The 25349-nt window shown below is 73.5% G+C and carries 23 protein-coding genes; 12 read left to right on the forward strand and 11 right to left on the reverse strand.

All coding sequences use genetic code 11. The features are described from left to right. Window positions 1-45: 45 nt before the first annotated feature. The 3 genes from SGA01_RS20355 to SGA01_RS20365 all read right to left on the reverse strand — a co-directional run bounded on the left by SGA01_RS20355 (window position 46) and on the right by SGA01_RS20365 (window position 3278). Window positions 46-708 (reverse strand): pyridoxine/pyridoxamine 5'-phosphate oxidase, encoded by a 663-nt coding sequence (locus SGA01_RS20355; protein ID WP_141297873.1) that lies wholly within the window; start codon window positions 706-708, stop codon window positions 46-48. Further along, window positions 705-1982, reverse strand: a complete 1278-nt coding sequence (locus tag SGA01_RS20360) for an FAD-dependent monooxygenase (protein ID WP_141297874.1) — start codon at window positions 1980-1982, stop codon at window positions 705-707. Before SGA01_RS20360 ends, SGA01_RS20355 begins: the two co-directional genes overlap by 4 nt. Window positions 1983-2114: 132 nt before the next feature. Then, window positions 2115-3278, reverse strand: coding sequence for a thiolase C-terminal domain-containing protein (locus SGA01_RS20365; RefSeq protein ID WP_141297875.1), 1164 nt, complete (start codon window positions 3276-3278; stop codon window positions 2115-2117). Between the two features lie 106 nt (window positions 3279-3384). Here SGA01_RS20365 and SGA01_RS20370 point away from each other — a divergent pair, with 106 nt between their 5' ends. Both SGA01_RS20370 and SGA01_RS20375 read left to right on the forward strand, forming a co-directional pair. Next, window positions 3385-4734 (forward strand): acyl-CoA dehydrogenase family protein, encoded by a 1350-nt coding sequence (locus SGA01_RS20370; protein ID WP_141297876.1) that lies wholly within the window; start codon window positions 3385-3387, stop codon window positions 4732-4734. After that, window positions 4735-5205, forward strand: coding sequence for a nitroreductase family deazaflavin-dependent oxidoreductase (locus tag SGA01_RS20375; RefSeq protein WP_141297877.1), 471 nt, complete (start codon window positions 4735-4737; stop codon window positions 5203-5205). 128 nt (window positions 5206-5333) lie between these two features. Here SGA01_RS20375 and SGA01_RS20380 read toward each other — a convergent pair whose 3' ends face one another. Further along, complete coding sequence (locus SGA01_RS20380) at window positions 5334-5981, reverse strand: TetR family transcriptional regulator (protein ID WP_055642901.1); 648 nt, start codon at window positions 5979-5981, stop codon at window positions 5334-5336. Between the two features lie 333 nt (window positions 5982-6314). Here SGA01_RS20380 and SGA01_RS20385 point away from each other — a divergent pair, with 333 nt between their 5' ends. Both SGA01_RS20385 and afsK read left to right on the forward strand, forming a co-directional pair. Further along, window positions 6315-7100: a VOC family protein gene (locus tag SGA01_RS20385; protein ID WP_141297878.1), complete on the forward strand. Its 786-nt coding sequence runs from the start codon at window positions 6315-6317 to the stop codon at window positions 7098-7100. A gap of 137 nt (window positions 7101-7237) precedes the next feature. Then, window positions 7238-9691 (forward strand): protein serine/threonine kinase AfsK, encoded by a 2454-nt coding sequence (afsK, locus tag SGA01_RS20390; protein WP_141297879.1) that lies wholly within the window; start codon window positions 7238-7240, stop codon window positions 9689-9691. A gap of 31 nt (window positions 9692-9722) precedes the next feature. Here afsK and SGA01_RS20395 read toward each other — a convergent pair whose 3' ends face one another. Then, complete coding sequence (locus SGA01_RS20395; protein WP_141297880.1) at window positions 9723-10328, reverse strand: hypothetical protein; 606 nt, start codon at window positions 10326-10328, stop codon at window positions 9723-9725. A gap of 124 nt (window positions 10329-10452) precedes the next feature. On the opposite strand from SGA01_RS20395, the gene SGA01_RS20400 reads away from it, so the two are divergent. Further along, a complete protein-coding gene (locus SGA01_RS20400; protein WP_141297881.1) occupies window positions 10453-11070 on the forward strand; it encodes a hypothetical protein in 618 nt (205 codons plus the stop codon). Here SGA01_RS20400 and SGA01_RS20405 read toward each other — a convergent pair. The 3 genes from SGA01_RS20405 to SGA01_RS20415 are packed head-to-tail and all read right to left on the reverse strand — an operon-like array spanning window position 11057 to window position 13428. Further along, complete coding sequence (locus SGA01_RS20405; RefSeq protein ID WP_141297882.1) at window positions 11057-11833, reverse strand: enoyl-CoA hydratase/isomerase family protein; 777 nt, start codon at window positions 11831-11833, stop codon at window positions 11057-11059. The two genes, SGA01_RS20400 and SGA01_RS20405, sit on opposite strands and share 14 nt — an antisense overlap. Next, window positions 11834-12265, reverse strand: coding sequence for a Zn-ribbon domain-containing OB-fold protein (locus tag SGA01_RS20410; RefSeq protein WP_141297921.1), 432 nt, complete (start codon window positions 12263-12265; stop codon window positions 11834-11836). It abuts the gene before it with no gap. 20 nt (window positions 12266-12285) lie between these two features. Beyond that, window positions 12286-13428, reverse strand: coding sequence for a lipid-transfer protein (locus tag SGA01_RS20415; protein WP_141297883.1), 1143 nt, complete (start codon window positions 13426-13428; stop codon window positions 12286-12288). An 85-nt stretch (window positions 13429-13513) separates the two neighbouring features. On the opposite strand from SGA01_RS20415, the gene SGA01_RS20420 reads away from it, so the two are divergent. The 3 genes from SGA01_RS20420 to SGA01_RS20430 are packed head-to-tail and all read left to right on the forward strand — an operon-like array spanning window position 13514 to window position 15796. After that, a complete protein-coding gene (locus tag SGA01_RS20420) occupies window positions 13514-15070 on the forward strand; it encodes a FadD3 family acyl-CoA ligase (protein WP_141297884.1) in 1557 nt (518 codons plus the stop codon). A 34-nt stretch (window positions 15071-15104) separates the two neighbouring features. After that, window positions 15105-15404, forward strand: a complete 300-nt coding sequence (locus tag SGA01_RS20425; RefSeq protein ID WP_141297885.1) for a hypothetical protein — start codon at window positions 15105-15107, stop codon at window positions 15402-15404. Next, window positions 15401-15796 (forward strand): hypothetical protein, encoded by a 396-nt coding sequence (locus SGA01_RS20430; RefSeq protein WP_141297886.1) that lies wholly within the window; start codon window positions 15401-15403, stop codon window positions 15794-15796. Before SGA01_RS20425 ends, SGA01_RS20430 begins: the two co-directional genes overlap by 4 nt. Here the strand turns inward: SGA01_RS20430 and SGA01_RS20435 are convergent. After that, window positions 15784-17280, reverse strand: a complete 1497-nt coding sequence (locus SGA01_RS20435; protein ID WP_141297887.1) for a DUF2079 domain-containing protein — start codon at window positions 17278-17280, stop codon at window positions 15784-15786. The two genes, SGA01_RS20430 and SGA01_RS20435, sit on opposite strands and share 13 nt — an antisense overlap. On the opposite strand from SGA01_RS20435, the gene SGA01_RS20440 reads away from it, so the two are divergent. The 3 genes from SGA01_RS20440 to SGA01_RS20450 are packed head-to-tail and all read left to right on the forward strand — an operon-like array spanning window position 17279 to window position 19984. Then, on the forward strand, window positions 17279-17959 hold the full coding sequence (locus SGA01_RS20440; RefSeq protein ID WP_141297888.1) for a response regulator transcription factor: 681 nt from the start codon (window positions 17279-17281) through the stop codon (window positions 17957-17959). The two genes, SGA01_RS20435 and SGA01_RS20440, sit on opposite strands and share 2 nt — an antisense overlap. Next, complete coding sequence (locus SGA01_RS20445; RefSeq protein ID WP_141297889.1) at window positions 17952-19511, forward strand: sensor histidine kinase; 1560 nt, start codon at window positions 17952-17954, stop codon at window positions 19509-19511. Before SGA01_RS20440 ends, SGA01_RS20445 begins: the two co-directional genes overlap by 8 nt. A 50-nt stretch (window positions 19512-19561) precedes the next feature. After that, the gene (locus SGA01_RS20450; RefSeq protein ID WP_174867394.1) at window positions 19562-19984 is read left to right on the forward strand and encodes a VOC family protein; all 423 of its coding nucleotides are present in this window, start codon (window positions 19562-19564) and stop codon (window positions 19982-19984) included. A gap of 228 nt (window positions 19985-20212) precedes the next feature. Here SGA01_RS20450 and SGA01_RS20455 read toward each other — a convergent pair whose 3' ends face one another. Then, a complete protein-coding gene (locus SGA01_RS20455) occupies window positions 20213-20431 on the reverse strand; it encodes a hypothetical protein (RefSeq protein ID WP_141297890.1) in 219 nt (72 codons plus the stop codon). Between the two features lie 232 nt (window positions 20432-20663). Continuing rightward, window positions 20664-23894: an SARP-family global regulator AfsR gene (gene afsR / locus SGA01_RS20460; RefSeq protein ID WP_229918171.1), complete on the reverse strand. Its 3231-nt coding sequence runs from the start codon at window positions 23892-23894 to the stop codon at window positions 20664-20666. A 188-nt stretch (window positions 23895-24082) separates the two neighbouring features. Here afsR and SGA01_RS20465 point away from each other — a divergent pair, with 188 nt between their 5' ends. Next, window positions 24083-25324: an amidohydrolase family protein gene (locus SGA01_RS20465; RefSeq protein WP_371866091.1), complete on the forward strand. Its 1242-nt coding sequence runs from the start codon at window positions 24083-24085 to the stop codon at window positions 25322-25324. Window positions 25325-25349: the final 25 nt, after the last annotated feature.

The following is a 25349-nucleotide window of genomic DNA, read 5'->3' on the forward strand; positions in this document are numbered from 1 at the left end:
CCGGTCAGGCCGGCCTCGCGGCGCCCCTTCCATGGTGCGCCGCCGTCACGGCCAGAGCAGCTCGCGGAGCCAGCCGGTGCCGGTCGCGGGGTCGCGGCGGTAGCGGAGGCGGAGGTGGCGGCGGCGGGCGTCGCCCTGGAAGAACTCGACCTCGGCCGGCTCGACCACGTAGAGGGTCCAGGTGGGGGAGGGGGCGTCCGGTTCCGTCTCGGCGCGGTGCCAGGCCGCCTCGCTCGCCTGAGCCAGGGTCTCGGGGGAGTCCAGGATCTCGCTCTGCCGGCCGACGAGCGCCGAGGCGAGGGCGCCGGTGGTGCGGGCGTGGAGGTCCTCGTACGCCTCCTCGGGGGTGCCGGTGGTGACGTGGCCCCGGATCCGGACCTGGCGGCCCTGGGCCGGCCAGTAGAAGCCGAGCGCGGCCTCGGGGCGGGCGGCGAGCTGGCGGCCCTTGGCGCTGGTGGCGTGCGAGGCGAAGTGCCAGCCGCGCTCGTCGGCGCCGTGCAGCATCACCGTTCGGACGTCGGGCCTGCCGTCCTCGTCCGCGGTGGCCAGGGAGAGGGTGTGCGGCTCGGTCTGGCCGGCCGCGACCGCGGCCGTGAACCAGTCGTGGAAGAGAGCGAGGGGCTCGGGCGGGGCGCCCGCCGGGTCGAAGGAGGGGAGCTCGGTGTCCCAGACCCGCAGCGAGCGGAGGGCGTGGTGGAAGTCGGTCATGCGGTCACCGTAGGGTGCGGGGCCGCCGGGGTGCCGGTGGGCGCGGTGTAGTCCTCGATCGGGACCGCGTTGGCCGCGGCCTGGATCCCGTCGCGGATCTTCTTCGCGATGAGGTTCTTCCAGGGGGTCTTCGGCAGGGTCCGCACCATGAACATGCGCAGGGCGATCTTCCACTTCGAGTCGACGGTCATCTCCTTGACGAAGCCCTCGGCCATCTTCTGGTTCTGCTCGACGCCCGGCCGCATCCGCTCCTCGTAGCGGGCGAAGGCCACCGTGTGGTCGCCGCCCGCCCTGGCCAGCTCGCCCGCCAGGACGTACGCGCCGGTGAGGGCGAGGCCGGTGCCCTGGCCGGAGGCGGGGGAGGAGCAGTGGGCGGCGTCGCCGAGGAGGACGACGCGCCCCCGGGACCAGCGGTCCATCTCGACGAGTGACATGGAGTCGAGGTAGAAGTCGTCGGCGTCGGCCGCGTGCTCCAGGAGGCGGGGGACCTCCCAGCCGTCGCCCGCGAAGGTGTCGGCGAGCAGCCGCTTCTGGTCGGCGACGTCCCGGAGGTCGTAGGGGACGTCCTCGGGCGCGGAGAAGATGAAGAGGTTCTTGGCGTCCGTCTCGCCGGAGGAGCTGTAGACGCAGAGCAGCTTCTTCGGGATGGCGTGGTACGTCTCCCAGCGGTCCAGGCCCAGGTGGTTGGGGGCCGTGAAGATGGAGATGTACGCGCCGAGGTGGCGCTTGAACCGCTCTTCCGGGCCGAAGGCGAGCTTCCGGGTGTTCGAGTGGAGTCCGTCTGCGCCGACGACGAGGTCGAAGCGGCGGACGGTGCCGCTGTCGAAGGTGACGGTCACTCCGTCGGCGTCCTCGGCGAGGGCGGCGATCGAGTCGTCGAAGAGGTACTCGACGTTGTCCCGGGTGCGCTCGTACAGGATGCGGGCGAGGTCGCCGCGCATGAGCTCGTCGTCCTCCTCGACGCGTCCGCCGAAGATGTCGGCGGGCAGCTCGCCGATGGTCCGGCCGGCGTCGTCGACGTACGAACCGCCGCGCATGTCGGTGGACTTGGCGCGGATCTCGTCGAGGATCCCCATCCGCCGGCAGACCTCGATCGCGGTGCCGCGGATGTCGACCTTGTAGCCGCCGGTGCGGAGCTCGGGGGCGCGCTCGACGACGGTGGGGGTGAAGCCGTAGCGGTGCAGCTGGAGGGCGAGGGCGGGGCCGGCGACCGAGGCTCCGGAGATGAGGACGGTCTTGGCGGGCTTCGCGGCGGTGTTCGCGGTGCTGTTCATGGCAGGACTCCTTGTCGGGTGTCTGCGGGCCGTTCCCCTGCCCGCAGACATGACTATACGGATGTCCTACACGACTGTCTATGACGCTTGTATAGATTCTTGGACGGCCGGGCCGAGGCCGCGACTGCCGGGTCAGTCGCGCCCCAGCACCACCGTCCCCGAGGAGCAGAACCAGCCCCCCGTCCCCGAGGCCACCGCCAGCCGCGGCAGCGAGCCGTCCGGCCGCCGCACCTGGAGTCCGGGCGCCTCGCCGCGCAACTGCCGTACCGCCTCCACCAGCAGGAACAGCCCGCGCATCCCGGGGTGGCAGGCCGAGAGCCCGCCACCGTCCGTGTTCACCGGCAGCCGGCCCTTCTCCCCGAAGAACGCGCCGCCCTCGCCCTTCGCGCAGAAGCCCAGGTCCTCCAGCGTCACCAGCGTCATATAGGTGAAGGCGTCGTAGATCTCGGCGAGATCGACATCGGCCGGGCGCACCCCCGCCCGCTCGAAGGCGAGCCGGCCGCTGACCGCCGCCGGGGAGACGGTGAAGTCCTCCCACTCCGACATCGTGGTGTGCGAGACGTGCTCGCCCGTGCCGAGGACCCAGACGGGGGACGTCCGGCAGTCCTTCACGTACTCCTCGGCGACGAGCAGCGCCGCGCAGCCGCCGTCGCTGCGCAGGCAGCAGTGCAGCTTGGTGAACGGGTCCGCGATCATCGGGCCGTCCAGGACGTCGTCGACGGTGATCGGGTCCCGGAACATCGCCTCGGGGTTGAGCGCCGCGTTCGCCCGCGCCTCCACCGCGACCTCGGCGAGCTGCTCCAGGGTCGTCCCGTACTCGTGCATGTGGCGGCGGGCGGCCATCGCGTACTTGGCGATCAGCGTGTGTCCGTACGGGACCTCGAACTGCAGCGGGCCGCGCGAGCCGAAGGAGAGGTTCGCGGTGCGGCGCCGGGCCCGGATGTCGGCGCGCGCGGTGGAGCCGTACACGAGCAGCACCGCGTTCGCGTGGCCGGCGGCGATGGCGTCGGCGGCATGCGCGGCCATGACCTCCCAGGTGGCGCCGCCGACGGCGGTCGAGTCCACCCAGCGGGGGCGGAGGCCCAGGTACTCGGCGACCTCGACCGGGGCGAGCGTGCCGAGCCCCGTCGAGGCGAGGCCGTCGATCAGCGAGCGGTCGAGGCCGCTGTCCGCGAGGGCGCGCCGGGCGGCCTGGGCGTGGAGTGCGTACGGAGTGGCCTCGTCGACGCGTCCGCAGTCGGAGAGGGAGACGCCGACGACGGCGACGCGGCGGGGGCTGCGTGGAGTGGCGACCATGAATCTGACGGTACATCAGATTTGCTGAATCGGGACCGGCGCTTCTCTGGGCAACCGGCACTGTACCGCCCTAGCATGACGGACCGTCAGATACGGAGGGAGCTCCATGGACGCCGCCGATACAGCAGCCGACGCCGCCACAGCGGCAGACGCCGACCCCGAAGCCTTCGCACCCGAAGCCGCGCTCGCGCTCACCGAGGAGCAGCGGAAGATCCGCCGCACCCTGCGGGACGTGCTCGCCGAACGGACCGGACCGGAGGAGAACCACGCCGCCACCGCCACCCCCGAGGGGTACGACCCCGAGCTCTGGGCCCGGCTGTCCGGCACCCTCGGCCTCGCCGGACTCGCCCTCCCCGCGGAGTACGGAGGCGGCGGCCACGGACCCGCCGCACTCGCCCTCGCCTGCGAGGAGACCGGCCGCACCCTCGCACCCTCCCCGCTCCTCGCCACCGCCGTGCTCGCCGCCCCGCTGATCGCGGCCCTCGGCACCCCCGCCCAGCGCGCCGAACTCCTCCCGCGCGTCATCGACGGGAGCCTGACCTGCGCCCTCGCCGTCCCGGGCGGCTCCCTCGCGCTAGCCCTCGGCCTGACCGGCGACAACACGGCGGAGGACTGGTCGGGCGGCGGCCGCGCCGGCGGGATCCAGGCGCGCGCCGTGGCCGACGGCGGGAGCGGGGGCAGGGACGAGGGCCCCGCCGGGAGCACGGCCGGGAGCGGGGGCAGGGACGAGAGCAAGGCCGGGAGCGGGGGAAGGGGCTGGCGGCTGTACGGCGAGGCCGCCCAGGTCCTCGACGGGCACAGCGCGGACCTGCTCATCGTCGCCGCCCACACCGGCGGCTTCGCCCGGAGCCGCACGCTGCTCTTCCTCGTGAGAGGGCGGGACGGCGGGATCCCCGGGCTCGTACGGACCCGGGGCGCCGCCCTCGACCTCACCCGCCCCCACGCCACCCTCGAACTCCGGGACGCCGAGGCCGAACTCCTCGGCGAGGAACCGGCCGACGTCCTCGGCGCGCTCGCCGCCACCGGCCGCACCGCCGCCGTGATGCTCGCCGCCGAGGCCGTCGGCGCGGCCGGCGCGGCGCTCGACCGGGCCATCGCCGGCCTCGGCCCGGGCGCCCGCCCCGGCCGGCCCGCCGGCTCCCTCCAGGCGGCCAGGAGCACCCTCGCCGACCTCTACGTCCGGGTCGAGGCCGCCCGCTCCCTGACGTACTGCGCGGCCCGGGAGCCCGGACCCGGACCCGAGGGCGGGCCGCTCGCGCTCGCCCAGGCCCTGGAGGCGCTGAGCGCCACGGCGGGCGAAAGCGTCCGGCTCCACGGCGGCGGCACCACCGGGGAGCGGGAGGCACGGCACTTCTACCGGCGGGCCGCCTCCGACGAACTGCTCTTCGGCCCCGCCCGGCGGCTGCGCGCCCGGGCGGCGGAGCGGACCGGACTCTTCGGAGAGGTGGCGGCGTAGATGCCCGTCGGCGTGAGACTGATGCAGAAGGTGTCCTCGACCCGGACGTTCGCCCGGATCGCCCCGCACGTCATCCCGGCGATGGACAAGGCCGTGCACCGGCTGACCGGGGGAAAGGTGCTGCTCAGCGCCCGGATGCTGCCGGGGGTGATCCTCACCGCGCGGGGTGCGAGGAGCGGGCTGCCGCGGGTGACGCCGCTCGCCTGCATGCCGGAGCCGGACGGCGGCTGGCTGCTCATCGGCTCCAACTTCGGCCGCCCGGGTCACCCCGCCTGGACGGCGAACCTCCTCGCCCACCCGGACGTCGAGGTCAACTGGCGGGGCGAGTCCATCCCCGTACGGGCGGAGCTCCTCGCGGGGGAGGAGCGGGCGGCGGCCTGGAAGGCGGCGCTGGAGTTCTGGCCGCCGTACGCCACGTACCAGCAGCGGGTGGAGCGCGAGATCAGACTCTTCCGGCTGACCCGGCGCTGACCGGGCGCCGACGGGCCGGCCGGACCCCCGGCCCGGGAAACGCCGACGCCGACGGCGGTCTCCGCTCCGTGGGGGCGGGGCGGGACCGCCGTCGGCGTCGACGACAGGACGGGTGGAGGAGGGAAGGGCTATCTGGTCGGCTTCTTGCCGGTGATGCCCAGGTGGACCAAGAGGGCGAGGTTCGGCTTGAGTTCGGCCTGCTTGACGCCCCAGGTCTGGAAGCCCTTCTGGTGGCCGGCGACCGAGGCCAGCATCGCCACCAGGGAGCCCGCCATGGCGGCCGGGTTGACCTCCTTGTCGACCTTGCCCTTGGCCTGGAGCTCCTTCACCGCGTCCGTGAGGGAGTTGGTGACCGAGTTCAGGATCTTCATGCGGATCTTGTAGAACCTCTTGTCGCCCTCGGCGGCACCGAGGTCCACGACACGGAGGATCGCGTCGTGTTTGCGCCAGAAGTCCAGGAAGCCTTCGACGAGTTCCTCGGAGGTCTGCCAGCCGGCCTTGCCGACCCAGGAGCGGCCGGAGACCAGCTCGGTCAACCCGGCGCCCTCCTTGGCCATTTCCTCCGCGATCTCGAGAACCGCACCCTCGACGTCCGGGAAGTACTGATAGAACGTCGCGGGTGAAGTACCCGCCTTCCGGGCCACATCGATGACCTTGACGTCCCGGTAGGGCGAGGAGCTGAGCATCTCACCGAGGCAGTCGAGCAGCTTCTGCCGCGTCGCCTGACCGCGTCGTCCGGCCACGCGGCCGTCGACGGTGCGTACTTGTCCTGTCATGCCGTCAGCTTACCGAGGGGGGATCGGCGCGCGATTCGGCCGACTGCAAATGGGGTGCGGCCCTGTTCCGGGGGCGTTCCACGAGGTCGGCGCGGTGCGCCGGCGGGGGCCCGCGGTCCGGGGTGGAGGGGCGGGTTCAAGCCACGGCGGCGGACGGGTCGCCGCGTTCGCCGGATCGGCCGGTGGAGGCCCTTGCCCGGATTGGCTTATGAACAGCCTGTGGACAACTTCGGTGGACAACTCAAGCGCCCCAAGGGTTCCCGGGGTATAAATCGCCTTTATGTTCGCATGTCAGGGCGTGCGGGAGGCCCCTCACCGTCCTAGCGTGGAGCCATGGCCGTACGCACTGAGGGCACCCCCTGCTGGGTGGACGCGCAGCTTCCCGATCTCGAAGCGGGCAAGCGCTTCTACGGCGAGCTCTTCGGCTGGACCTTCGACGCCGACCGCGACGAGGCCCTCCTCGACGGTCGCCGGGTCGCCGGGCTCCTCCCCAAGCGGGACGGCCGCATGCCCACCACCTGGACCGTCTACCTCGCCACCGAGAACGCGGGCACCCTCGCCCAGCGGATCAAGGACGCCGGCGGGCAGATGGTCATGGAGCCCTACCCGGTCGGCCCGTTCGGCGTCCTCGCGCTCGCGGCCGACCCCGGCGGCGCCGTCTTCGGTCTCCGCCAGGCCGGCGACGACGACGGCTTCGAGAAGACGAACGAGCCGGGCGCCTTCTGCTGGATGGAGGTGTACACACGCCGGCCGGACGCCGTCGACACCTTCTACGCCACCGTCTTCGGCTACCTCGGCCGCCAGGCCGACCCCGGCGACGAGGGCCGGGACCCCGGCTTCGACTACCGCGTCTGGTCGCCCCCCGGCTCCCGGCCCGGCGACGACAGCGCCTTCGGAGGGCGCGCGGTCATCTCCGACGACTTCCCCGTCGAGATGCCCGGCCACGTCCTCGTCTACTTCGTCGTCGTCGACTGCGACGAGGCCTGCGAGACCACCGTCCGGCTCGGCGGCCGGGTCGCCACCCCGCCCTTCGACACCCCGCACGGCCGCATCGCCGTCCTCCACGACAACCAGGGCGCCCGCTTCGCCGTCCTCTCGGAGCCGTCCGCCACACCGTGAGGCATCCGCTCCGGATGGCTCCGATATGAGGTGTGACACCCCGATCCGCCCCCGGGTTCGCAACCAGGCCCTCGGACAGGAAGAATCAGGGCCACGGGGCCGTACCCTCATGGCCCGTACGGGGAGGTGGCAGGCAAGTGGAACAGCTGACGCAGCACGACCCGAGACGTATCGGGCCCTTCGAAGTGCTGGGCCGGCTCGGCGCGGGCGGAATGGGCCTGGTCTATCTCGCTCGCTCGGCCTCGGGCCGGCGCGTGGCGATCAAGACCGTGCGTACGGAGCTCGCCGAGGACCAGCTGTTCCGGGTCCGCTTCACCCGGGAGGTGGAGGCCGCCCGGGCGGTCTCGGGTTTCTACACGGCCGCCGTGGTCGACGCCGACCCGCGTGCCGCCGTGCCGTGGCTGGCCACCGCCTACGTCCCCGCGCCCTCCCTCGAAGAGATAGTGAACGAGTGCGGGCCGCTCCCGGCCCAGGCCGTGCGCTGGCTCGCTGCCGGTGTCGCCGAGGCCCTCCAGTCCATCCACGGTGCGGGCCTGGTCCACCGCGACCTCAAGCCCTCCAACGTCCTCGTCGTCGAGGACGGTCCCCGGGTGATCGACTTCGGCATCGCGTCGGGCGTCTCCAACACGCGCCTGACCATGACCAATGTCGCCGTCGGCACCCCCGCCTACATGTCGCCCGAGCAGGCCCGCGACTCGCGCAGCGTCACCGGCGCGAGCGATGTGTTCTCGCTGGGCTCGATGCTGGTCTTCGCCGCCACCGGCCACGCGCCCTTCCACGGCGCCAACCCGGTCGAGACCGTCTTCATGCTGCTCCGGGAGGGGCCGGACCTGGAGGGCCTGCCGGACGAGCTCCGGCCCCTCATCGACTCCTGCATGCAGATGGACGTCACCCGGCGACCCAGCCCGGCCGACCTCCAGGCCCAGCTCGCCCCGCACCTCTTCGGTCCCGGCAGCGACGACAGCGGCACGGCCTCGGCCTGGCTGCCGCACCGCGCCACCGCCATGATCGAGGAGCGGCGCAACGGCGGCCGTCCGGTCCCCGGGCCGACCGCCCCGCCGATGCCGCCGCGCCCGCCCCGTGAGCCCGCCGACTGGTCCGGCGACCCGCGCTCCCCGGAGCCCGGCCCCGGACGGCCCGAGCCCTCCCACGTCGGCGGCAGGCAGCCCGAGCCCGCGCACCTCGGCGGCCGGCACGCCGGTCCCGCCGAGAGCGCCGGCGGTCCCGTCCGGCTGGGCGGCGCCACCGTGCCGATCGGCCCCGGTCCCCGGGTCTCCGACACCCGGGCCGCGCTCGCCGTCGGCCGGAGCGCCGACGCGGGCCCGGCGACCGGCTGGATCAGGCCGCCCGCCGGCGGCCCGCACGGCGCCGAGCCCGGCCCGCTGCCCGGCTCCCGCCCCGTCGCCGTACCCCCGCAGGGGGACGCCGCCCCGGCGCAGCCGCCGGAGCCCGGCCCCTGGCGGCCCTGGCGCTTCCGGATGTCGAACGACGTCTGGGGCACCCCGGTCGTCGACGGCGACCTGCTCTACGTGACCTCCTTCGAGGTGCACGCCCTGGACACCGGGAGCGGCCGGCGCCAGTTCAAGACCCGGGACGTGGCTTGGTCGATGGCCGTCTCCGCGGGCCGTATCCATGCCTCCGACGGGCCCACGCTGTACGCGCTCGACGCGACCGACGGCAGCGAGCGCTGGCGGCTGCACACGGACGCCTGGGTGTACTCCCTCCGGGTGGACCGGGGCACGGTCGTCACCGGGACGCGCGGTGGCGGGGTCCAGGGCTGGGAGGCCTCCAACGGCGCCAAGCTGTGGGAGGTCACCGGCGCCCAGACCGACTTCGAGACCCCGGAGGCGGGGCCCGCCGTGCACGGCGACACCGTGTACGTCTGGAAGGACGCCCGGCTCCAGGCCCTCGACGCCCGGACGGGTGTCGAGCGCTGGTCGTACCCCATCGGCGACGCCGCCTCCTGTGCCAACGTGCCCGTGCGGGTCGCGCCGGCCGAGGACGGCTGCGTGTATGTCTCGGCCGGCACCCGGGTCCTCTCGATCGACATCGCCGCCGGGCACGTCCGCTGGCACTTCGAGGCGCCCGCCGTCTTCCTCTCCCCGCCGGCCTTCGCGCCGGGCCCGGCCGTCACGGGCGGCGGGGTGTACCTCTCCGACCATCTCGGCACGGTGTACGCGCTCGACGCCACGACCGGCCAGGACCGGTGGCGGATCGCGACCGAGCCGCGCCAGTCGGCCGAGCCGGTGCTCGTCGCCGACGGGAACGTCCACGTGGGCAGCGGCAGCGCGCTCTACACGCTCGACGCGGTCACCGGCACCCCGAGGTGGCGGTTCGCGGCGGGCGGCGAGCTCGTCGGCTCCCCGGTCGTCGCCGACGGACGGGTGCACTTCGGCTCCGCCGACCACGTCCTCTACACGCTGGACGCGACCGGCGGCCAGCTGCGCTGGAAGCTCGCGACGGGCGGCGAGATCACCGGCTCCCCGGTGGCGAAGGGCGGGGTCGTGTACGCGTGCAGCAAGGACCGCTGCGTGTACGCGCTCGACGCGGTCAAGGGCACGGCCACGGGCAGGGGGTCCGCGCCCCGCTGACGGCGGCTTCCCGCCGGACGACGGCTCCCCGCTAGCGCTGCGGGGGCCCGTCGCGGTCCGGGTCCCAGGTCGGGACGTCGTAGGGCTGGGTCGGGGCGCCGTACGGGGTCGAGGCCTGCGGAGGGTGCCGGGGCTCGTCGGTGACGTCGTCGACGGGCGGCGGCCCGTCCAGCGTGGGATGCGTGGGCCGCGGCCCGTGGTCCACGCGGTCCACCCGGTGCGTGCGGGTCCGGCCCGACATGACGAGCGCGCCGAGGAGCAGCAGCACCCCGCCGCCGAAGGCGTTGGCGACCCCGTCGCCCAGGCCCGTACCGTCGCCGGAGATCACGAGGCTGCCCTCGGCCTGCCCGACGCGCACCATCCAGAAGATCGTGAAGCCGAGGACGACGAGCCCGGCGAGGGCGACGAGCAGCCGGGAGCGCAGGACGACCCCGAGGACCGCGACGAGGGCGGCGAAGGCGAAGGGCAGCAGGATCGAGCCGATGACCTCGGACTTCGCATCCGTGATGCCGGTGAACAGCTCGTCGATCGCGTAGTCGCGCCCGTGACGGCCGTCGTACCAGGCACGGAAGGGGCTCCAGACGGCGGCCGTCGCTCCGGTGAGGGCCAGGACCGAGCCGATGACATTGCGGATCATCGTTCGGCCTCCTAGACGGGGTCCGGCTCTCGTTCCCGACGCTACGCCGGGTGCGGGGGGCCCGCCATTTGCGGCCCGGAACATGCCCTAGGGTGGCGCGGACACGACAGGACGAGGAGGACCGATGGTGCGCACGCGCCTGAAGATGGCGGCGACGCTCACGGTGGTGGTGCTCGCGCTGACCGGTTTCCAGACCGGCCACGGCAGCAGCAGTGGTGGCGGGAGCGGGAAGAGCAAGAGCGGCAAGAGCCGCGGCGGCGACGACGACTCGGGCGGCGGTTGCTCCAGCGACGAGAAGGGCAACGACGACTACAGCGGCTCGGGCGGCTCCGGATCGCAGACGACGGCGCCCACCCCCACCGCGTCCCGCGCGGTGGCCGAGGTCGTGGTCGTCGACTGCGTGAAGCCCGCGCAGAAGAAGCGCAAGGGCAAGCCGGCCCGGAAGGCGGACACCTCGGCGACCCTGCGGATCACCTCGAAGAGCGCGTACACGGAGACGTTCGAGGTCACCCTGGAGTTCAAGGGCTCCACGGGGTCCGCGGTGGACTCGACCGAGGCCCTCGTCACCGTCGAGGGCGGCGGGACGAAGACCTTCGAGGTCGAGATGAAGACCCCGAAGGCCGTCGGCCGGGTGAAGGACTGCTGGGTGTACGACGTGCGCCGGAGCTCCGACACGACCGCTACGCCGTCCGAGGCCGCTACGCCCTCCGCGACCGCGACGCCGTCCGCTACCGCGTCCTGAACCCCGCCCCCCGCCGGGTGAACAGCGCCGCCTGACGTTCCGGTGGCAGGTTCCCCAGCGCCACCAGGTGCGGAGCGTGGGCGAGGGCCGGGGTGCGGGATGCCTCCGTGACCGACCAGAGCGCCCGGACCGTCCCCTGGACGGCCTCGGTCGGGTGCGCGGCGACGACGGCCGCGGCCCGCAGGGCGGCCTCCAGGGCCCCGCCGGCCGGGGTCAGCTCGGAGACGAGCCCCGTCTCGTACGCGCGCCGGGCCGAGACCCGTTCCGCGCTGCCCATCAGGGCCATCCGGGCGATCTCCCCGTAGGGCATCCGCTGCGCCATGTGGATGGTCTCGAAGGCGCTGACCATCCCGTAGGTGGTGTGCGGGTCGAAGAAGGTGGCGTCCTCTCCGGCGACCAGGAACTCGGCCTCGCCGAGCAGGTAGAACGCCCCGCCGCAGGCCATGCCCTCGACGGCGGCGATCACCGGCTTCCACAGGTCGTTCGCCTTGGGGCCGATCGTGAGGAGGGGGTCGTCGATCGTGTACGGGGACGAGGGCTGCGGGATGTTCCCGACGGCGTCCCGGTCGATCCCCGTGCAGAAGGCCCGCCCGCCGGCCCCGGTGACGACGATCGCGCGGATCTCGTCCTCGTACCGGAATCCCTTCCACACGGCGGCGAGTTCACGGGCCATGTCCAGGGTGATCGAGTTGTGCTTCTCCGGCCGGTCGAGGGTGACGACCGCGACCCCGGTCTCCTTGTCGCGTTCGACGCGGACGGTCATCTAGCCGCGCTCCAGGAGCCAGCGGGGGACGGTGACGCCGTCGACCTCGGCGAAGGCGACCTTCACCGGGGCGCCGATGCGCAGCCGGCCCGGGTCGAGCGAGTTCAGGGGGGCGTCGGGGGCGGTGACGACGTTGCCGGCGAGGCGGATGCGGGGGGCCTCGGCCAGTTCGACGAGGACCGCGTTGTACCCGGGCTGGGCGGCGTAGTCGGGCAGGAGCGGCGGGTGGGGCAGGACGTACGACCAGATGCGGCCGCGTCCGGACATGAGCCGCCACTCGCTGTCGAAGGAGTGGCAGTGCGGGCAGCAGGGGCGGGGCGGGAAGCGGAGCTCGCCGCAGTCGGGCGCCGCGCAGGCCTGGACACGGAGCTCGCCCCGGGCGGTGTACTCCCAGAAGGGGGCGCCGTCCTCGTCGGCGACGGGTGTCAGCATCGGCATGGTGTCTCGGCTCCTCAGGCTCGAAGGAGGATCGCGGAGGTGGGGACGCCCTCGCCGGCCGTGACCAGGCAGGTGGCGGCGTCGGGCACTTGGGCGGTGGAGCTGCCGCGGAGCTGCTTCACGCCCTCGTTGATGAGGTTGAAGCCGTGGACGTACGCCTCGCTCAGTCCGCCGCCGCCGGTGTTGAGGGGCAGCCGGCCGCCGATCTCCAGGGCGCCGCCCTCGGTGAATGCGGCGCCCTCGCCGCGCCCGCAGAAGCCGTAGCCCTCCAGGGAGAGCGGGACGAGCGGGGTGAAGGCGTCGTAGATCTGGGCGACGTCGACGTCCTCGGGGCCGAAGTCGGCCTGTTTCCAGAGGTGTCGGGCGGCGGTCCAGGCGGGTCCGGAGAGCGGGTCGTCGTTCCAGTAGTTGACCATGCCGTGGTGCTGGGCGGGCAGGCCCTGGGCGGCGGAGTGGACGTAGACCGGCTTCTGGCGGCAGTCGCGGGCCCGCTCGGCGGAGACGATGACGCAGGCGAGGGCGCCGTCGGTCTCCAGGCAGTTGTCGAAGAGGCAGAGGGGTTCGCTGATCCAGCGGGAGGTCATGTACATCTCGCGGGTCAGGGGCCGCTCGTACATGATCGCGGCGGGGTTCTGGTTGGCGCGGTTGCGGCAGGCGAGCGCGACGTTGAAGAGGTGGTCGCGGGTGGCGCCGTACTCGTGCATGTAGCGGCGGGCGAGCATGCCGATCTCGTCGGCGGGGCGGAGCAGCCCGAAGGGGCGGGTCCACTGGCCGGGGGTGGGCAGTTGGGCGGCGGTGTTCTTCCAGGGGCGGGGGCCGGAGCCGCGCTTCCGGGAGCGCCAGGCGACGCCGACGCTGGCCTGGCCGGTGGCGACGGCGGCGGCGAGGTGGCCGACGGTGGCGCAGGAGCCGCCGCCGCCGTAGCCGACCTTGGAGAAGAAGGTGACGTCGCCGGCGCCGATGGCCTTGGCGACCTCGACCTCGTCGGTCTCCTCCATCGTGTACGAGGCGAAGCCGTCGACCTCGGAGGGGTCGATCCCGGCGTCGTCGAGGGCCGCGAGGATCGCCCGGCAGGCGAGGGCCTTCTCGGACTCGGGCAGGTTCTTCGCGAAGGCGGTCTGTCCTATGCCGACGATGGCCGTGGCGTCCTTGAGCACCGTACCTCCTTCTGGGGCAGCACTACTGACAGCGCGTCAGGTTACAACTAATCTGACGGATAGTCAGCTACAGGGAGGGGTGGGTATGCGCGGCGACCTGGAGTGGGGCACGATCCCCGGGCTCGTACGGGCGGCGGCCGAGCGGTACGGGCAGCGGGAGGCCGTCGTCGACGGACGCGTCCGTGTCACCTACGCCGAACTCGGCGAGCGCGTCGAGCGGGCGGCGGCCGCCTGTATCGCCACCGGGGTACGGACGGGGGACCGGGTGGCGATCTGGGCACCCAACACCCTCGACTGGATCGTCTCGGCGCTCGGCGCCGTCACCGCCGGCGCCGTCCTCGTCCCCCTGAACACCCGCTTCAAGGGCACCGAGGCGGCCTACGTCCTCCAGCGCTCCCGGGCCCGCCTGCTCTTCGTCACCGGTACCTTCCTCGGCACCTCGTACGTGGCCTCCCTGCGCCGCTCGGGCATCGCGCTCCCGCACCTGGAGAAGGCCGTCGTCCTCGGCGACACCGCGCCCGACGACACGGGCTGGACGACCTGGAAGGCCTTCCTCGCGGAGGGCGACCGGGTCCCGGCCGCGCGGGTCCGCGCCCGGGTCGACGCGATCGCCCCCTCCGACCCCTCCGACATCATCTACACCTCGGGCACCACGGGCCGGCCCAAGGGGGCCGTCATCGGCCACGCCCAGAGCCTGCGCTGCTACGAGGTCTGGTCCGAGCTCGCCGGCCTCCGGGAGGGCGACCGCTATCTCGTCGTCAACCCGTTCTTCCACACCTTCGGCTACAAGGCGGGGATCCTCGCCTGCCTGATGCGCGGCGCGGTGATCGTCCCGCAGCCCGTCTTCACCGTGGACACCGTCCTCGCCAACATCGCCGCCGAGCGCATCACCGTCCTGCCCGGGCCGCCCACCCTCCACCAGTCGCTCCTGGATCACCCCGCCCGGGCGGCCCACGACCTCTCCTCGCTCCGCCTCGTCGTGACGGGTGCGGCGGTGGTCCCCCTGCGGCTCGTCGAACGCCTCCGCGAGGAGCTGGGGATCGGCACGGTCCTCACGGCGTACGGCCTCTCCGAGGCGAGCGGCATCGTCACCATGTGCCGCCGCGACGACCCGGCCGAGACCGTCGCCACCACCTCGGGCCGCCCGATCCCCGACACCGAGGTCAGGCTCTCGCCCACCGGCGAGGTCCTCGTCCGCGGCCACCACGTCATGCGCGGCTACTTCGAGGACGAGGAGGCGACGGCGGCGGCGATCGACGAGGACGGCTGGCTGCGCACCGGGGACGTCGGGGTCCTGGACGAGGCGGGGAACCTGCGGATCACGGACCGGCTGAAGGACATGTTCATCGTGGGCGGCTTCAACGCCTACCCGGCCGAGATCGAGCAACTTCTCGGCCTGCACCCCGACATAGCGGACGTCGCGGTCGTCGGCATCCCCGACCCGAGGCTCGGCGAGGTCGGCAAGGCCTTCGCGGTGCGCAGGGCGGGGGCGCGGGTGACGGCGGACGACCTGATCGCCTGGTCGCGGCGGGAGATGGCGAACTACAAGGTGCCGCGGGAGGTCGAGTTCGTGACGGAGCTGCCGAGGAACGCGAGCGGGAAGGTGGTGAAGGGGGAGCTGCGGGACCGCCAGGCCGTGTGATGTGGATCACTCGCGCGATGGTATGGTGACTGGTATGGCAACGAAGAAGTACACCGTGACCCTGCCTGAAGAGCTTGCCGAGGAGATCCGCCGCGAGGTGGGGCAGGGCGGCTTCAGCGCGTATGTCACGCAGGCCATACAGCGCCAGCGGGAGCAGGACCGGCTGGGGGAGCTGGTGGACTGGATGGAGACCGAATTCGGCCCCGTCACCAAGGAGGAGCTGGCGGCCGCCGAGGCCGAGCGGCAGGAGATCATCCGCTGGCACGAGGAACGGGTGGCGCGTGAGCGCGCGGAGTCCGACGTCCCGGAGGAGCGGCGGGCGGACGCCGCATGACCGAGATCTGTTACGTCCTGGACAGCGAGGGGCTTTCCAGGGCGGTGCTCGGCGACCCCGTGATGAAGGCTCGTCTCAAGGATGCGCGTGGCGTCGGCGTTCGCGTGGCGACCAGCTCCATGACGATGATCGAGGCCTACCACTCCAAGGTCCCGTACCCGGCCTGGAGGTGGCTCCTCTCCCGGATCAATGTCGAACCGGTCACGGAGGAGATCGCGGACTCGGCGATCAGCGTCCTGAAGAACGCCGGCCTTCATGGACACAAGTACGCGATCGACGCCGCGCTCGCGGTGATCGCGGGGCGGCAGAGGGGGCTCGTGACGGTGTTCACCTCCGACGAGGACGACATGACCAAGCTGTGTCCCCCGCACGTGCGGGTTCAGCGCGTCTGACCCCGCTGACGGACGAGGACGACGATCCCGGCCTCGTCCCGCACGACCCGCCACCCGCCGTCCCCCGCGGCCTGCCGCAGCACGCGCCCGACCGCTCCCGCGGGCCAGGCGTCCGTCCGGTCCGCCACGACCCACTCCACGGCGGGGCTCCGGCCGAGCACCCCGTCCGCGACCAGGTGCACGGTCGTCCGGTCGGTCAGGTGCGGGGCGAGACTGTTGCTCGCGGCGACCCGGGCCCCGTCGGGGACGAGGGCCAGGGCCTCGCGGGCCGCGGCCTCCCGGGGGCTCGTCCGCCAGAAGCCCGGCGTGGCCGGCGAGGCCAGGGGCTGCGTGGGCAGCAGCAGGAGCGCGACGGCCACGGGCACGGAGAGCGGCAGCCGTACGCCCCGGCGCAGGGCGTCGACGAGGGCGGCGAGCGCGATCGGCACGAGGACCGCCGAGTAGTGCAGGCCCGGCTCCCAGTGGGCCGGGTTGGCGGAGGTGAACCGCCAGGCCAGGGTCGGCAGGAGCAGCAGGGCGAGCGGGCTGCGCACGACGAGCCCGCCGGTCACGGCGAGCAGCAGCAGGACGGTCAGCACCTTCACGTGCCAGCCGTCGAGGAGCCCGTACGCACCGGTGACCTGGCCCGCGTACAGATACCGCCCGTCCGGCGCGAAGGCCGGGATCACCCCGTAGACGATCAGCACCGTGCCGAGCACGGACCCGGCCGTGAGGGCGAGTCCGGTGCGACGGTCCTGACGGGCGAGCAGCAGCCCGAAGACGGCGGCGGTCGCGCCCAGGTCCTCCTTCACCAGGAGCAGGGCGGCCGCCCAGCACGCGGCGGCGCGGGTCCGCCCGTCGAGGAGGGCGCGGCAGGCGAGGGCGAGCAGGGGCACGGCGAAGGCGACCTCGTGGAAGTCGAAGCCGATGAGCTGCTGCACTCCCCAGCCGAGCCCGCAGGCCGTCCCGACCGCCGGCGCGGCGAACCGTCGCTCCGGCAGGTGCTGCTGGGCGGTGCGGGCGAGGACGTACACGGCGAGGGCGACGAGCGCGGCCTGCGCGACGAGGAGCGTGCCGACGTGCGGGGCGATCCGGTAGAGCGGCGCGAGGAGGGCAAGGACCGGGTGGAAGTGGTCGCCGAGGAGCGGGTACGCGTCGGCGGCGAAGCCGGGCGGGGCGGTCGCGGCCCGTATCCCGGAGGCGGGCGCCCGCCCCTCCGCGTAGGCGCGCACGGCCTGCCCGAAGATCCCGAGGTCGTATCCGGTCGTCCGGAAGCGGGCGTGCTCGCGCAGCGCGAACACGGCGAACACGGCGAAGAAGGCGGCGGCGAGGAGCGCGGGGACGGTGCGGGGGAGGGAGGCGGGGCGAGATGTGCGGCGAGCGGGGGGAGAAGCGGTGATCAGGGCCATGCGGGGAGCCTCGGCGACGACCCCTGAGGTGCCGCTGAGGAGACCTGAGGATTTACTCAGCCCCGCTTCCGGCGGCCCGGCGATACTCGATCCCATGCGCGTACTGGTGATCGAGGACGAGGAGAGGATCGCCGCCTCCCTGCGGCGCGGACTCTCGGCCGTCGGCTACACGGTCGACGTCGCCCACGACGGCGTGACCGGCCTGTGCCTGGCCCGGGAGCACCGCTACGCCGCGGTCCTCCTCGACATCATGCTGCCCGGTCTCAACGGCTACCAGGTCTGCTCGCGGCTGCGCGCCGAGTCCAACGACGTGCCGGTCCTGATGCTGACGGCCAAGAACGGCGAGTACGACGAGGCCGAGGGCCTCGACACGGGCGCCGACGACTACCTTGCGAAGCCCTTCTCGTACGTCGTCCTGGAGGCCCGCCTCCGCGCCCTCCTCCGCCGCGGCGGCGCCCGCACCCGCACGCTCCTGGAGTGCGGCGACCTGTGGCTCGACCCGGCGCGCAGGACCTGCGGCCGGGGCACGACGCAGATCGCGCTCACCCCGAAGGAGTTCGCGGTGCTGCACTGCCTGCTGCTCCGCCAGGACGAGGTGGTGCCCACGCTCGACGTCCTCGACGAGGTCTGGTCGGCGGACTTCACGGGCGACCCGAACATCGTGCACGTCTACATCAGGGCCGTACGCAAGAAGATCGACGCGCCCTTCGGCCGCGAGACGATCGAGACGGTGCGCGGGGCGGGGTACCGGGTGACGGGTGGCGGCCGTGGCTGAGCAGCGGGGACGCCAGGGGCGGCGCGGCCCGCTCGCCGTCCTGCGGCACCACCGGTACTGGCCGGTGTGGGCGGCGGGCCTCGCGGCGGCGCTGGTCGTCGCGGCGGCGGTGATCTGGCTGCAGGCGGAGGACCTCGCCGTGGGGGCGCTCCCCTGGGTGATCCCCGAGGTGATCCACACCGACCGGGTGGGCCCGCAGATCGCGTTCCTCGCCTGGCCGGGCTTCCTGTGGGGCGCGGCGGCCGTCGGCGCGGCCGGCTGGCTCGCCGCCCACGGGCACGCGTGGGCGGTACGGCTCAGGGCGGCGGCGGTCGCCTTCCTGACGTCGGGCGCGCTGCTCTTCACGTACACGCGCTGGCTCGAACAGGAGAACCCGCTCAAGCCGTGGCTCGTCGCGAAGGAGGCGTACCGCTGGGGCCTGATGTTCATCGGCCCCTCGACGGGGCTGCTGACGGCGGCGGCCGTGTGGGCGGCGCTGGGCGGCGGGGCGACCCTCGCCGGTCGGGCAGGCCGAGGCGGCGGGGAGGACCGGCTGCCGTACCGCAGCCGGACGGCTCTGGTGGCTGGGGTCGCGACCGGGGCGCTGTTCGCGGCGGGCATCGAGGTCCTGCGGCGGGCGCAGCCGGACCACGCGCCGGGGCAGCCCTACTGGATCGCGCTCACCACCGGCGCGCCCCTCGTCGCCCTCCTCACGGGCGTCCTCGTCCACGTCACCGCGGCGCGGGCGCTGCGGCCCGTCGAGGCGATCCGGCGCGAACTCGCCGACATCACGGGCCAGTCCCTCGACCGCCGGGTCCCGGTCCCGCCGACGGGCGACGTGATCGCCCGGCTCGCCGTCACCACGAACGACACCCTCGACCGCCTGGAACAGGCCTCGTCCCGCCAGCAGCAGTTCGTCGCGGACGCGGCGCACGAACTCCGCAGCCCGCTCGCGGCCCTGCGGGCCCAGCTGGAGACTGCCCTGCGCCACCCGGACTCGGTGACGGACTGGCCGGAGGTGGTGGCGGAGGCCGCCGCCGACGTCGTACGGCTCCAGGCCCTCGCCGACGACCTGCTGCTCCTCGCGAGCCACCGGGCGACAGCGCCGGCGGGGGAGCCGGTCGACCTGGCGGCGCTCGCGGAGGACCTGGTCCGCGAACACCAGCACCTCCCGGACGCGACGGGCCTCCTCCTCACGTGCGAGGCCCCGGCGCCGGCGCTCGTCCACGGCAACGCGACCCGCCTGGAGCGCCTCGTCCGCAACCTCCTGGCGAACGCCTGCCGCCACGCGGAGACCGCGATCAGGGTGACCGTCGAAACGGACGGCCCCTCCGTGGTGCTCACCGTGCAGGACGACGGCCCGGGCATCCCGCCCGCCGACCGGTCCCGCGTCTTCGACCGCTTCACCCGCCTCGACGCCTCGCGCACCCGCACCTCGGGCGGCGCGGGCCTGGGCCTCCCCATCGCCCGCGACATCGCCACCCACCACGGCGGCACCCTCACGATCGAGGACTCGGCGCGCGGGGCGCGCCTGACGGCTCGCTTCCCGACGGGCGCTCGCCCGTCCGGATGACGCCTCGGTGTGACTATCCTCGTGGCGAATCGACCACGGGGGAGAACGGCATGGCAACCGACGCCAGGGAACACGCGCTGTCCTACGACACCACGGCGGCGACCTCGCCCTTCGGGCTCGGACTGCACCATGTGCAGCTCAGCCTGCCGCCGGGCGAGGAGGAGGTGTGCCGGCGGTTCTACGTGGACGTCCTCGGCATGACCGAGATCCGGAAGCCGCCGGTCCTCGCGGCCCGCGGCGGGCTGTGGGTGCGGTCGGACGCGCTGGAGATCCACCTGGGCGTCGAGGAGGACTTCCGCCCGGCCCGCAAGGGCCACCCCGGCATCCTCGTCGCCGACCTCGACGGGCTCGCCGCGCGGCTGACGGCCCTGGGCACCGAGGTCACCTGGGACGACAACTTCCCCGGCCACCGGCGCTTCTACGTCGCCGACTGCCACGGCAACCGGCTCGAATTCCTCCGCCCGGAGGCCTGACGGGACCCCGGCGAGATCGTCGCCGTACACACCGGAGGGGCCGGGCAGCTGCCCGGCCCCTCCTCGTGCGGTGGTCCGATCGCGTTGCGCACGGGCCCTGCCCGGACGGTTCCCCCTGGTTCCGTCGGGTGTCCCCCGAGCCCGTGTGCTCCCCCGTCGACCGGACCTCCCTGGGCCCCGGCGGCTCCCCCGAAGTCGCCGCCGCGGCCTTTCCCCGTCGGGAATGGTCTACTTGGCCGGCTCCGTGGTGACGTGGATGTTGCCGAGCGGAGCGGCGGTCTCGGCGGCAGCCGGCTCGCCGGTGACGTGGATGTTCTTGATGCCGATCTTCTCGGCGATGGCGTCCTCGGCCTCGCCGCCGGTGACGTGGATGTTCTTGGTCTCGATGTCGGCCTCGCCGCCGGTGACGTGAATGTTCGTCGGCTTGATGATCGATTCGTCGCTCATCGCAACCTCCCGTGGTTCTTCTTGAGACAGATGGGTCGTCGAGGCCCGCCCGGCTGTTCCCCCGTGGACTGCCGGGCGGGGTCTCTCTACAGGGCCGCTCACCCTAGTGCTCCGGTTGGACGGCCTCTTCGGCGACCCGTCTGCCCCCCGAGGCGACGGATCGATAAGAGAAGCATGGCCTCCGGCGATAAACGAACGATGAACGCCCAGCCCGGTCCCGTGATCCGGGCCGTCAGGCGGCCGCGGCGGGTGCGAGGAGAGTCCGGACCTCCGTGGCCTCGGGGGAGTGCAGCTCTTCGTAGATGGCCAGCGCGTCCCGCCAGCAGACCTCGGCCCGGCCGGACTGGCCGATGCCGGTGAGGGCGCGGCCCAGCACGGTGAGGACATTGCCGCGACGCCACTCGCCACCGATCCCGCGCAGCACGGTCAGTGCCATTTCCGCGCTGGAGGCCGCCTGCGCGTATCGGCGCCCCGCGACGTCCACTTCGGCCATGCGGAACAGCGTCATGCCCTCCCACAGCCGCTGCCGACTGTCCCGGAAGACGTCCAGAGCCGCCGCCAGGCTGGCGTAGGCGTCGGTGAGCTGGCCGCTCTGCGTCAGTGCGACTCCCATGGCGTACCGGCCGTTGGCGCCCTTCAGGGCATGGCCCATGCGGTCGTACATGGCCGTGCCCTGGCGGGCCAGGACGACGGCGCTGCTCGTGCGTCCGGTGAGCAGGTGGATCCGGGAGAGGTTGCACAGGGCGCTGGCCTCCCCCGGTTCGTCCTGGCAGTCCCGGAACTCCTCGATGGCCCGGTTGAGGAACTCCTCGCCCTCCTCGTACCGGTTGCGGTAGACCGCCATGACGCCGAGGGTGTTGGCCGCCCAGGAGCGAGGCATCCGGTCGTCGACCCGGTCGGCCAGGCCCATGGCCTCGCGGGCCTCCTGGTCGGCCTGGTCGAACCGTCCGGACACGTGGTGGACGTACGCCGACGTGATCGCCGCACGGCCCGCCGCCCGGGTGTCGTCGGTGCGGCCCGCGGCCTCCCGCAGCACCGTCGCCACCGCCTCGTACTCCTTGGAGTTCGCGCCCGACTCCGCCAGGTCCAGCGACGCCCACAGCAGGTCCACCGCGCGGCGGAGGGTGCCGGGGGCCGAGGCCGACTGGCGGACCGTGGCCAGGAGGCAGTTGGCCTCGGCGTACAGCCAGTCCTGGGCCTCGTGGCGGTCCGTGAAGGTCAGGCCCTCGTACGCCGTCGGTTCCAGGTGGTCCACCAGTCGGTCGCCGGGGCGTTCGATCGCGTAGACGCGCGCCGCCGTCGAGAGGTAGAAGTCCAGGAGGCGGGAGAGCGCCGCCTCCTTCTCCGTCGGGGGCTGTTCGTCCCGGTCCGCGCACGCACGCGCGTAGAGCCTGACCAGGTCGTGGTAGCGGTAGCGGCCCGGAGCCGCCGACTCCAGGAGCGAGGTGTCGACGAGGGCCTCCAGGAGGTCCTCCGTGTCCCAGAGCGGCAGGTCCAGGACCGCCGCCGCCGCCGCGAGGGAGATGTCCGGGCCGTCCGCCAGGCCCAGCAGGCGGAACGCGCGGGCCTGGGCCGGTTCCAGCTGGCCGTAGCCGAGTTCGAAGGTCGCCTTGACCGCGAGGTCGCCCGCCTGGAGTTCGTCGAGGCGCCGCCGCTCGTCCGCCAGCTTCGCCGCCAGGACCGAGACCGTCCACGTGCGGCGGGCCGCCAGCCGGGAGGCCGCGATACGGATCGCGAGGGGGAGGAAACCGCAGGCCGCGACCACGTCGAGGGCCGCTTCCCGCTCGGCCTGGACCCGCTCCTCGCCGACGATCCTCGTGAAGAGCTGGAGCGCCTCCTCCGGGGACATCACGTCCAGGTCCACCAGGTGCGCGCCCGCCAGGTCGACCATGCGGATGCGGCTCGTGACCAGGGCCGCGCAGCCGGCCGTGCCGGGAAGCAGCGGGCGGATCTGGGCCGCGTCCCGGGCGTTGTCCAGGAGGACCAGGACCCGCCGGCCGTCCAGGGTCGAGCGGTAGAGCGCGGCCCGGTCGTCGAGGGAGTCCGGGATGGCCGAGTCGGGCGTTCCGAGGGCCCGGAGGAAGGAGCCGAGGACGGTTTCCGGGGCGGCGGCGCGGTGGCCGGCGCCCTGGAGGTCCACGTACAGCTGCCCGTCCGGGAAGTGCCGCCGCGCCTCGTGGGCCACGTGCACCGCGAGCGTCGTCTTGCCGACCCCGCCGATGCCCGCGAGCGCCGAGACCGCCATGACGTGGCCCTCGGCGGTCGCGAGCCGGGCGCCCAGTTCGCGTACGAAGGAGGTCCGGCCCGTGAAGTCCGGGACGGTGGCGGGGAGCTGGGCGGGGCGTGCGACGGGTGCGGCGGCCGGGGCCGCCTCCTCGACCGGGCGGGCGAGTTCGGCGTCGCCCTGGAGGATGCGCTGCTGGAGCCGGGAGAGTTCGGGCGTCGGGTCGACCCCGAGCTCGTCGGCGAGGAGCCGGCGCGTGTCCGCGTACACGGCGAGCGCCTCCGCCTGCCGCCCGCCCCGGTAGAGGGCGAGCATCAGCAGCTCGCGGAGCCGCTCGCGCAGCGGGTGCGCGGCGGTCAGCGCGGTCAGCTCGGAGACGGCCTCCGCGTGCGCGCCGACCTCCAGGTCGATGTCGAGGCGGGTCTCCAGGAGCGTGAGCCGCCATTCCTCCAGGCGGGTCCGCTGCGTCTCGGCATACGGGCCGGGTACGGAGGCGAGCACCTCGCCGTCCCACAGCGCGAGGGCCTCGGCGAGCCGCGCCCGCGCGCCCGCCCGGTCTCCGGACGCCCGCAGCTTCTCGGCCCCGGCGGCCAGTTCCTGTGCGGTGAGGAGGTCCAGGGCCTTGGTGCGCAGGGCGTAGCCGCCGGACTCGCTGACGAGGACCTTCGGGTCGAGGGCCTTGCGGAGCCGGGAGGCGTACGTCCGTACCGCCGCGAGGGCCTGCGAGGGCGGTTCCTCGCCCCAGAGTGCGTCGATCAGCTCGGAGGCGGTGGCGGTGCGTCCGCCGCGCAGGAGCAGGGCGGCGAGCAGGGCGCGCTGCTGGGGCGAGCCGGTGGGCAGGGCTTCGCCGTCGCGCCAGGCGCGCACGGGGCCGAGCACGCCGAAGCGCAGCTCACCGCCGGTCGTGGTCTCGGTGCCGGCCGCACGTTCGGTGCCGGTGCCGGTCGCACGCTCGGTGCCGGTGCCGGTGCCGGTGCCGGTGCCGGTGCCGGTCGCGTGCTCCGTGCTCGTGCCGGTGCCGCTGCGGGCGCCTGCACCAGGGCGCGTAACCGCGCCTGCACCAGGGCGCGTAACCGCGCCCGCATCGGGGCCCGTACCCGCGCCCGCGTCAGGGCCCGTTCCCGTGCCCGTACCCGTGTTCGTTCTGCCTTCGGAACCCGTGCTCGCGCCCGCGTCGGCACCCGCGCTCGTCTTCGGAGCCCGCTGCACCGGAACTCGCGGCCCGTCTTCACGGTCCATAGCTCCCCCTGCCCGTACCGCTGGTTTCGCCCAGGACAGTCTGCCTTGTCCGGAGGGAGTCCGTCAGCATCGGGTCGGCCGAGAGCGGGGGTCGGAGCGGGCCTGGAACCGGGTCGTTGCCGGACCGTTGTGCGCCACGATAGCTGACGGGTCGTCAGATCGGCGCTACCGTGAAGGCCATGGAGAGCATGGAGGAGAGCATGGAGACAGTGCCCGAGACCTTCCCGAAGATCATCTCGGTCGACGACCACACCGTGGAGCCCCCGCACGTCTGGCGGGACCGGCTCCCGTCCCGCTTCCACGACACCGGCCCCCGGATCGTCCGCGCCCCCCTCAAGGAGATGACCTTCCTCGGCGGCAAGTTCGCCCCGGTCATGGGCGCCAAGGGCGACGACGGGCCCATCGGCGACTGGTGGGTCTACGAGGACCTGCACCGGCCCCTCACCCGCCTCGACACCGCCGTCGGCTACGACCGGGACGAGATACGGCTCGAAGTCATCACCTACGAGCAGATGCGGCCCGGCTCCCACTCCGTCCCCGACCGCCTCGCCGACATGGACGTCAACCACGTCCAGTCCGCCCTCTGCTTCCCCACCTTCCCGCGCTTCTGCGGGCAGACCTTCACGGAGGCGAGCGACCGCGAGCTCGGCCTGCTCTGCGTCCGCGCCTACAACGACTGGATGGTCGAGGAGTGGTGCGGCCCCGAGGCCCACGGCCGGCTCATCCCGCTCACCCTCATCCCGCTCTGGGACCCCGAGCTCGCCGCCGCCGAGGTCCGCCGCAACGCCGCGCGCGGGGTCCGGGCCGTCGCCTTCTCGGAGATCCCGCCCCACCTCGGGCTCCCCTCGGTCCACACGGACCACTGGGACCCCTTCTTCCGCGCCTGCGACGAGACCGGCACGGTCATCGCCATGCACATCGGCTCCTCCAGCCGGATGCCGTCCACCTCCGCCGACGCCCCGCCGGCGGTCGGCTCCACCATCACCTTCGCGAACTGCTGCTTCTCGATGGTCGACTGGCTGATGAGCGGCAAGTTCGAGCGCTTCCCGAATCTGAAGATCATGTACGCGGAGGGGCAGATCGGCTGGATCCCGTACATCCTGGAGCGCGCCGACGTCGTCTGGGAGGAGAACCGCGGCTGGGGCGGCGTCGCGGACAAGGTCCTGCGCCCGCCGTCCGAGCTCTTCGCCGGCCATGTCTTCGGCTGCTTCTTCGACGACGCCTTCGGGCTGAAGAACCTCGACTCCATCGGCGTCGGGAACGTCCTCTACGAGACGGACTACCCGCACTCGGACTCCACCTGGCCCAAGTCCCGGGAGGTCGGCGAATCGCAGATGGGACACCTGGCGCCGGACGTCGTCGACCGGATCGTCCGCGGCAACGCGATCGAGCTCCTCGGGCTGACCCCGGAGGGCCTCTGGCGGCCGTGACCGGCCGGTGGACGGGCCGGCCCCG

Origin of the sequence: Streptomyces gardneri, from assembly GCF_006539185.1 — a bacterium.
Taxonomy (GTDB): Bacteria; Actinomycetota; Actinomycetes; order Streptomycetales; family Streptomycetaceae; genus Streptomyces; species Streptomyces gardneri.

What these genes read in the sequence shown, in the direction of transcription:
- SGA01_RS20355 (WP_141297873.1), bottom strand. Translation starts at nt 708, where the DNA reads ATGACCGACTTCCACCACGCCCTCCGCTCGCTGCGGGTCTGGGACACC.
- SGA01_RS20360 (WP_141297874.1), bottom strand. Translation starts at nt 1,982, where the DNA reads ATGAACAGCACCGCGAACACCGCCGCGAAGCCCGCCAAGACCGTCCTC.
- SGA01_RS20365 (WP_141297875.1), bottom strand. Translation starts at nt 3,278, where the DNA reads ATGGTCGCCACTCCACGCAGCCCCCGCCGCGTCGCCGTCGTCGGCGTC.
- SGA01_RS20370 (WP_141297876.1), top strand. Translation starts at nt 3,385, where the DNA reads ATGGACGCCGCCGATACAGCAGCCGACGCCGCCACAGCGGCAGACGCC.
- SGA01_RS20375 (WP_141297877.1), top strand. Translation starts at nt 4,735, where the DNA reads ATGCCCGTCGGCGTGAGACTGATGCAGAAGGTGTCCTCGACCCGGACG.
- SGA01_RS20380 (WP_055642901.1), bottom strand. Translation starts at nt 5,981, where the DNA reads ATGACAGGACAAGTACGCACCGTCGACGGCCGCGTGGCCGGACGACGC.
- SGA01_RS20385 (WP_141297878.1), top strand. Translation starts at nt 6,315, where the DNA reads ATGGCCGTACGCACTGAGGGCACCCCCTGCTGGGTGGACGCGCAGCTT.
- SGA01_RS20395 (WP_141297880.1), bottom strand. Translation starts at nt 10,328, where the DNA reads ATGATCCGCAATGTCATCGGCTCGGTCCTGGCCCTCACCGGAGCGACG.
- SGA01_RS20400 (WP_141297881.1), top strand. Translation starts at nt 10,453, where the DNA reads ATGGTGCGCACGCGCCTGAAGATGGCGGCGACGCTCACGGTGGTGGTG.
- SGA01_RS20405 (WP_141297882.1), bottom strand. Translation starts at nt 11,833, where the DNA reads ATGACCGTCCGCGTCGAACGCGACAAGGAGACCGGGGTCGCGGTCGTC.
- SGA01_RS20410 (WP_141297921.1), bottom strand. Translation starts at nt 12,265, where the DNA reads ATGCTGACACCCGTCGCCGACGAGGACGGCGCCCCCTTCTGGGAGTAC.
- SGA01_RS20420 (WP_141297884.1), top strand. Translation starts at nt 13,514, where the DNA reads ATGCGCGGCGACCTGGAGTGGGGCACGATCCCCGGGCTCGTACGGGCG.
- SGA01_RS20425 (WP_141297885.1), top strand. Translation starts at nt 15,105, where the DNA reads ATGGCAACGAAGAAGTACACCGTGACCCTGCCTGAAGAGCTTGCCGAG.
- SGA01_RS20430 (WP_141297886.1), top strand. Translation starts at nt 15,401, where the DNA reads ATGACCGAGATCTGTTACGTCCTGGACAGCGAGGGGCTTTCCAGGGCG.
- SGA01_RS20440 (WP_141297888.1), top strand. Translation starts at nt 17,279, where the DNA reads ATGCGCGTACTGGTGATCGAGGACGAGGAGAGGATCGCCGCCTCCCTG.
- SGA01_RS20435 (WP_141297887.1), bottom strand. Translation starts at nt 17,280, where the DNA reads ATGGGATCGAGTATCGCCGGGCCGCCGGAAGCGGGGCTGAGTAAATCC.
- SGA01_RS20450 (WP_174867394.1), top strand. Translation starts at nt 19,562, where the DNA reads ATGGCAACCGACGCCAGGGAACACGCGCTGTCCTACGACACCACGGCG.
- SGA01_RS20455 (WP_141297890.1), bottom strand. Translation starts at nt 20,431, where the DNA reads ATGAGCGACGAATCGATCATCAAGCCGACGAACATTCACGTCACCGGC.
- afsR (WP_229918171.1), bottom strand. Translation starts at nt 23,894, where the DNA reads ATGGACCGTGAAGACGGGCCGCGAGTTCCGGTGCAGCGGGCTCCGAAG.
- SGA01_RS20465 (WP_371866091.1), top strand. Translation starts at nt 24,083, where the DNA reads ATGGAGGAGAGCATGGAGACAGTGCCCGAGACCTTCCCGAAGATCATC.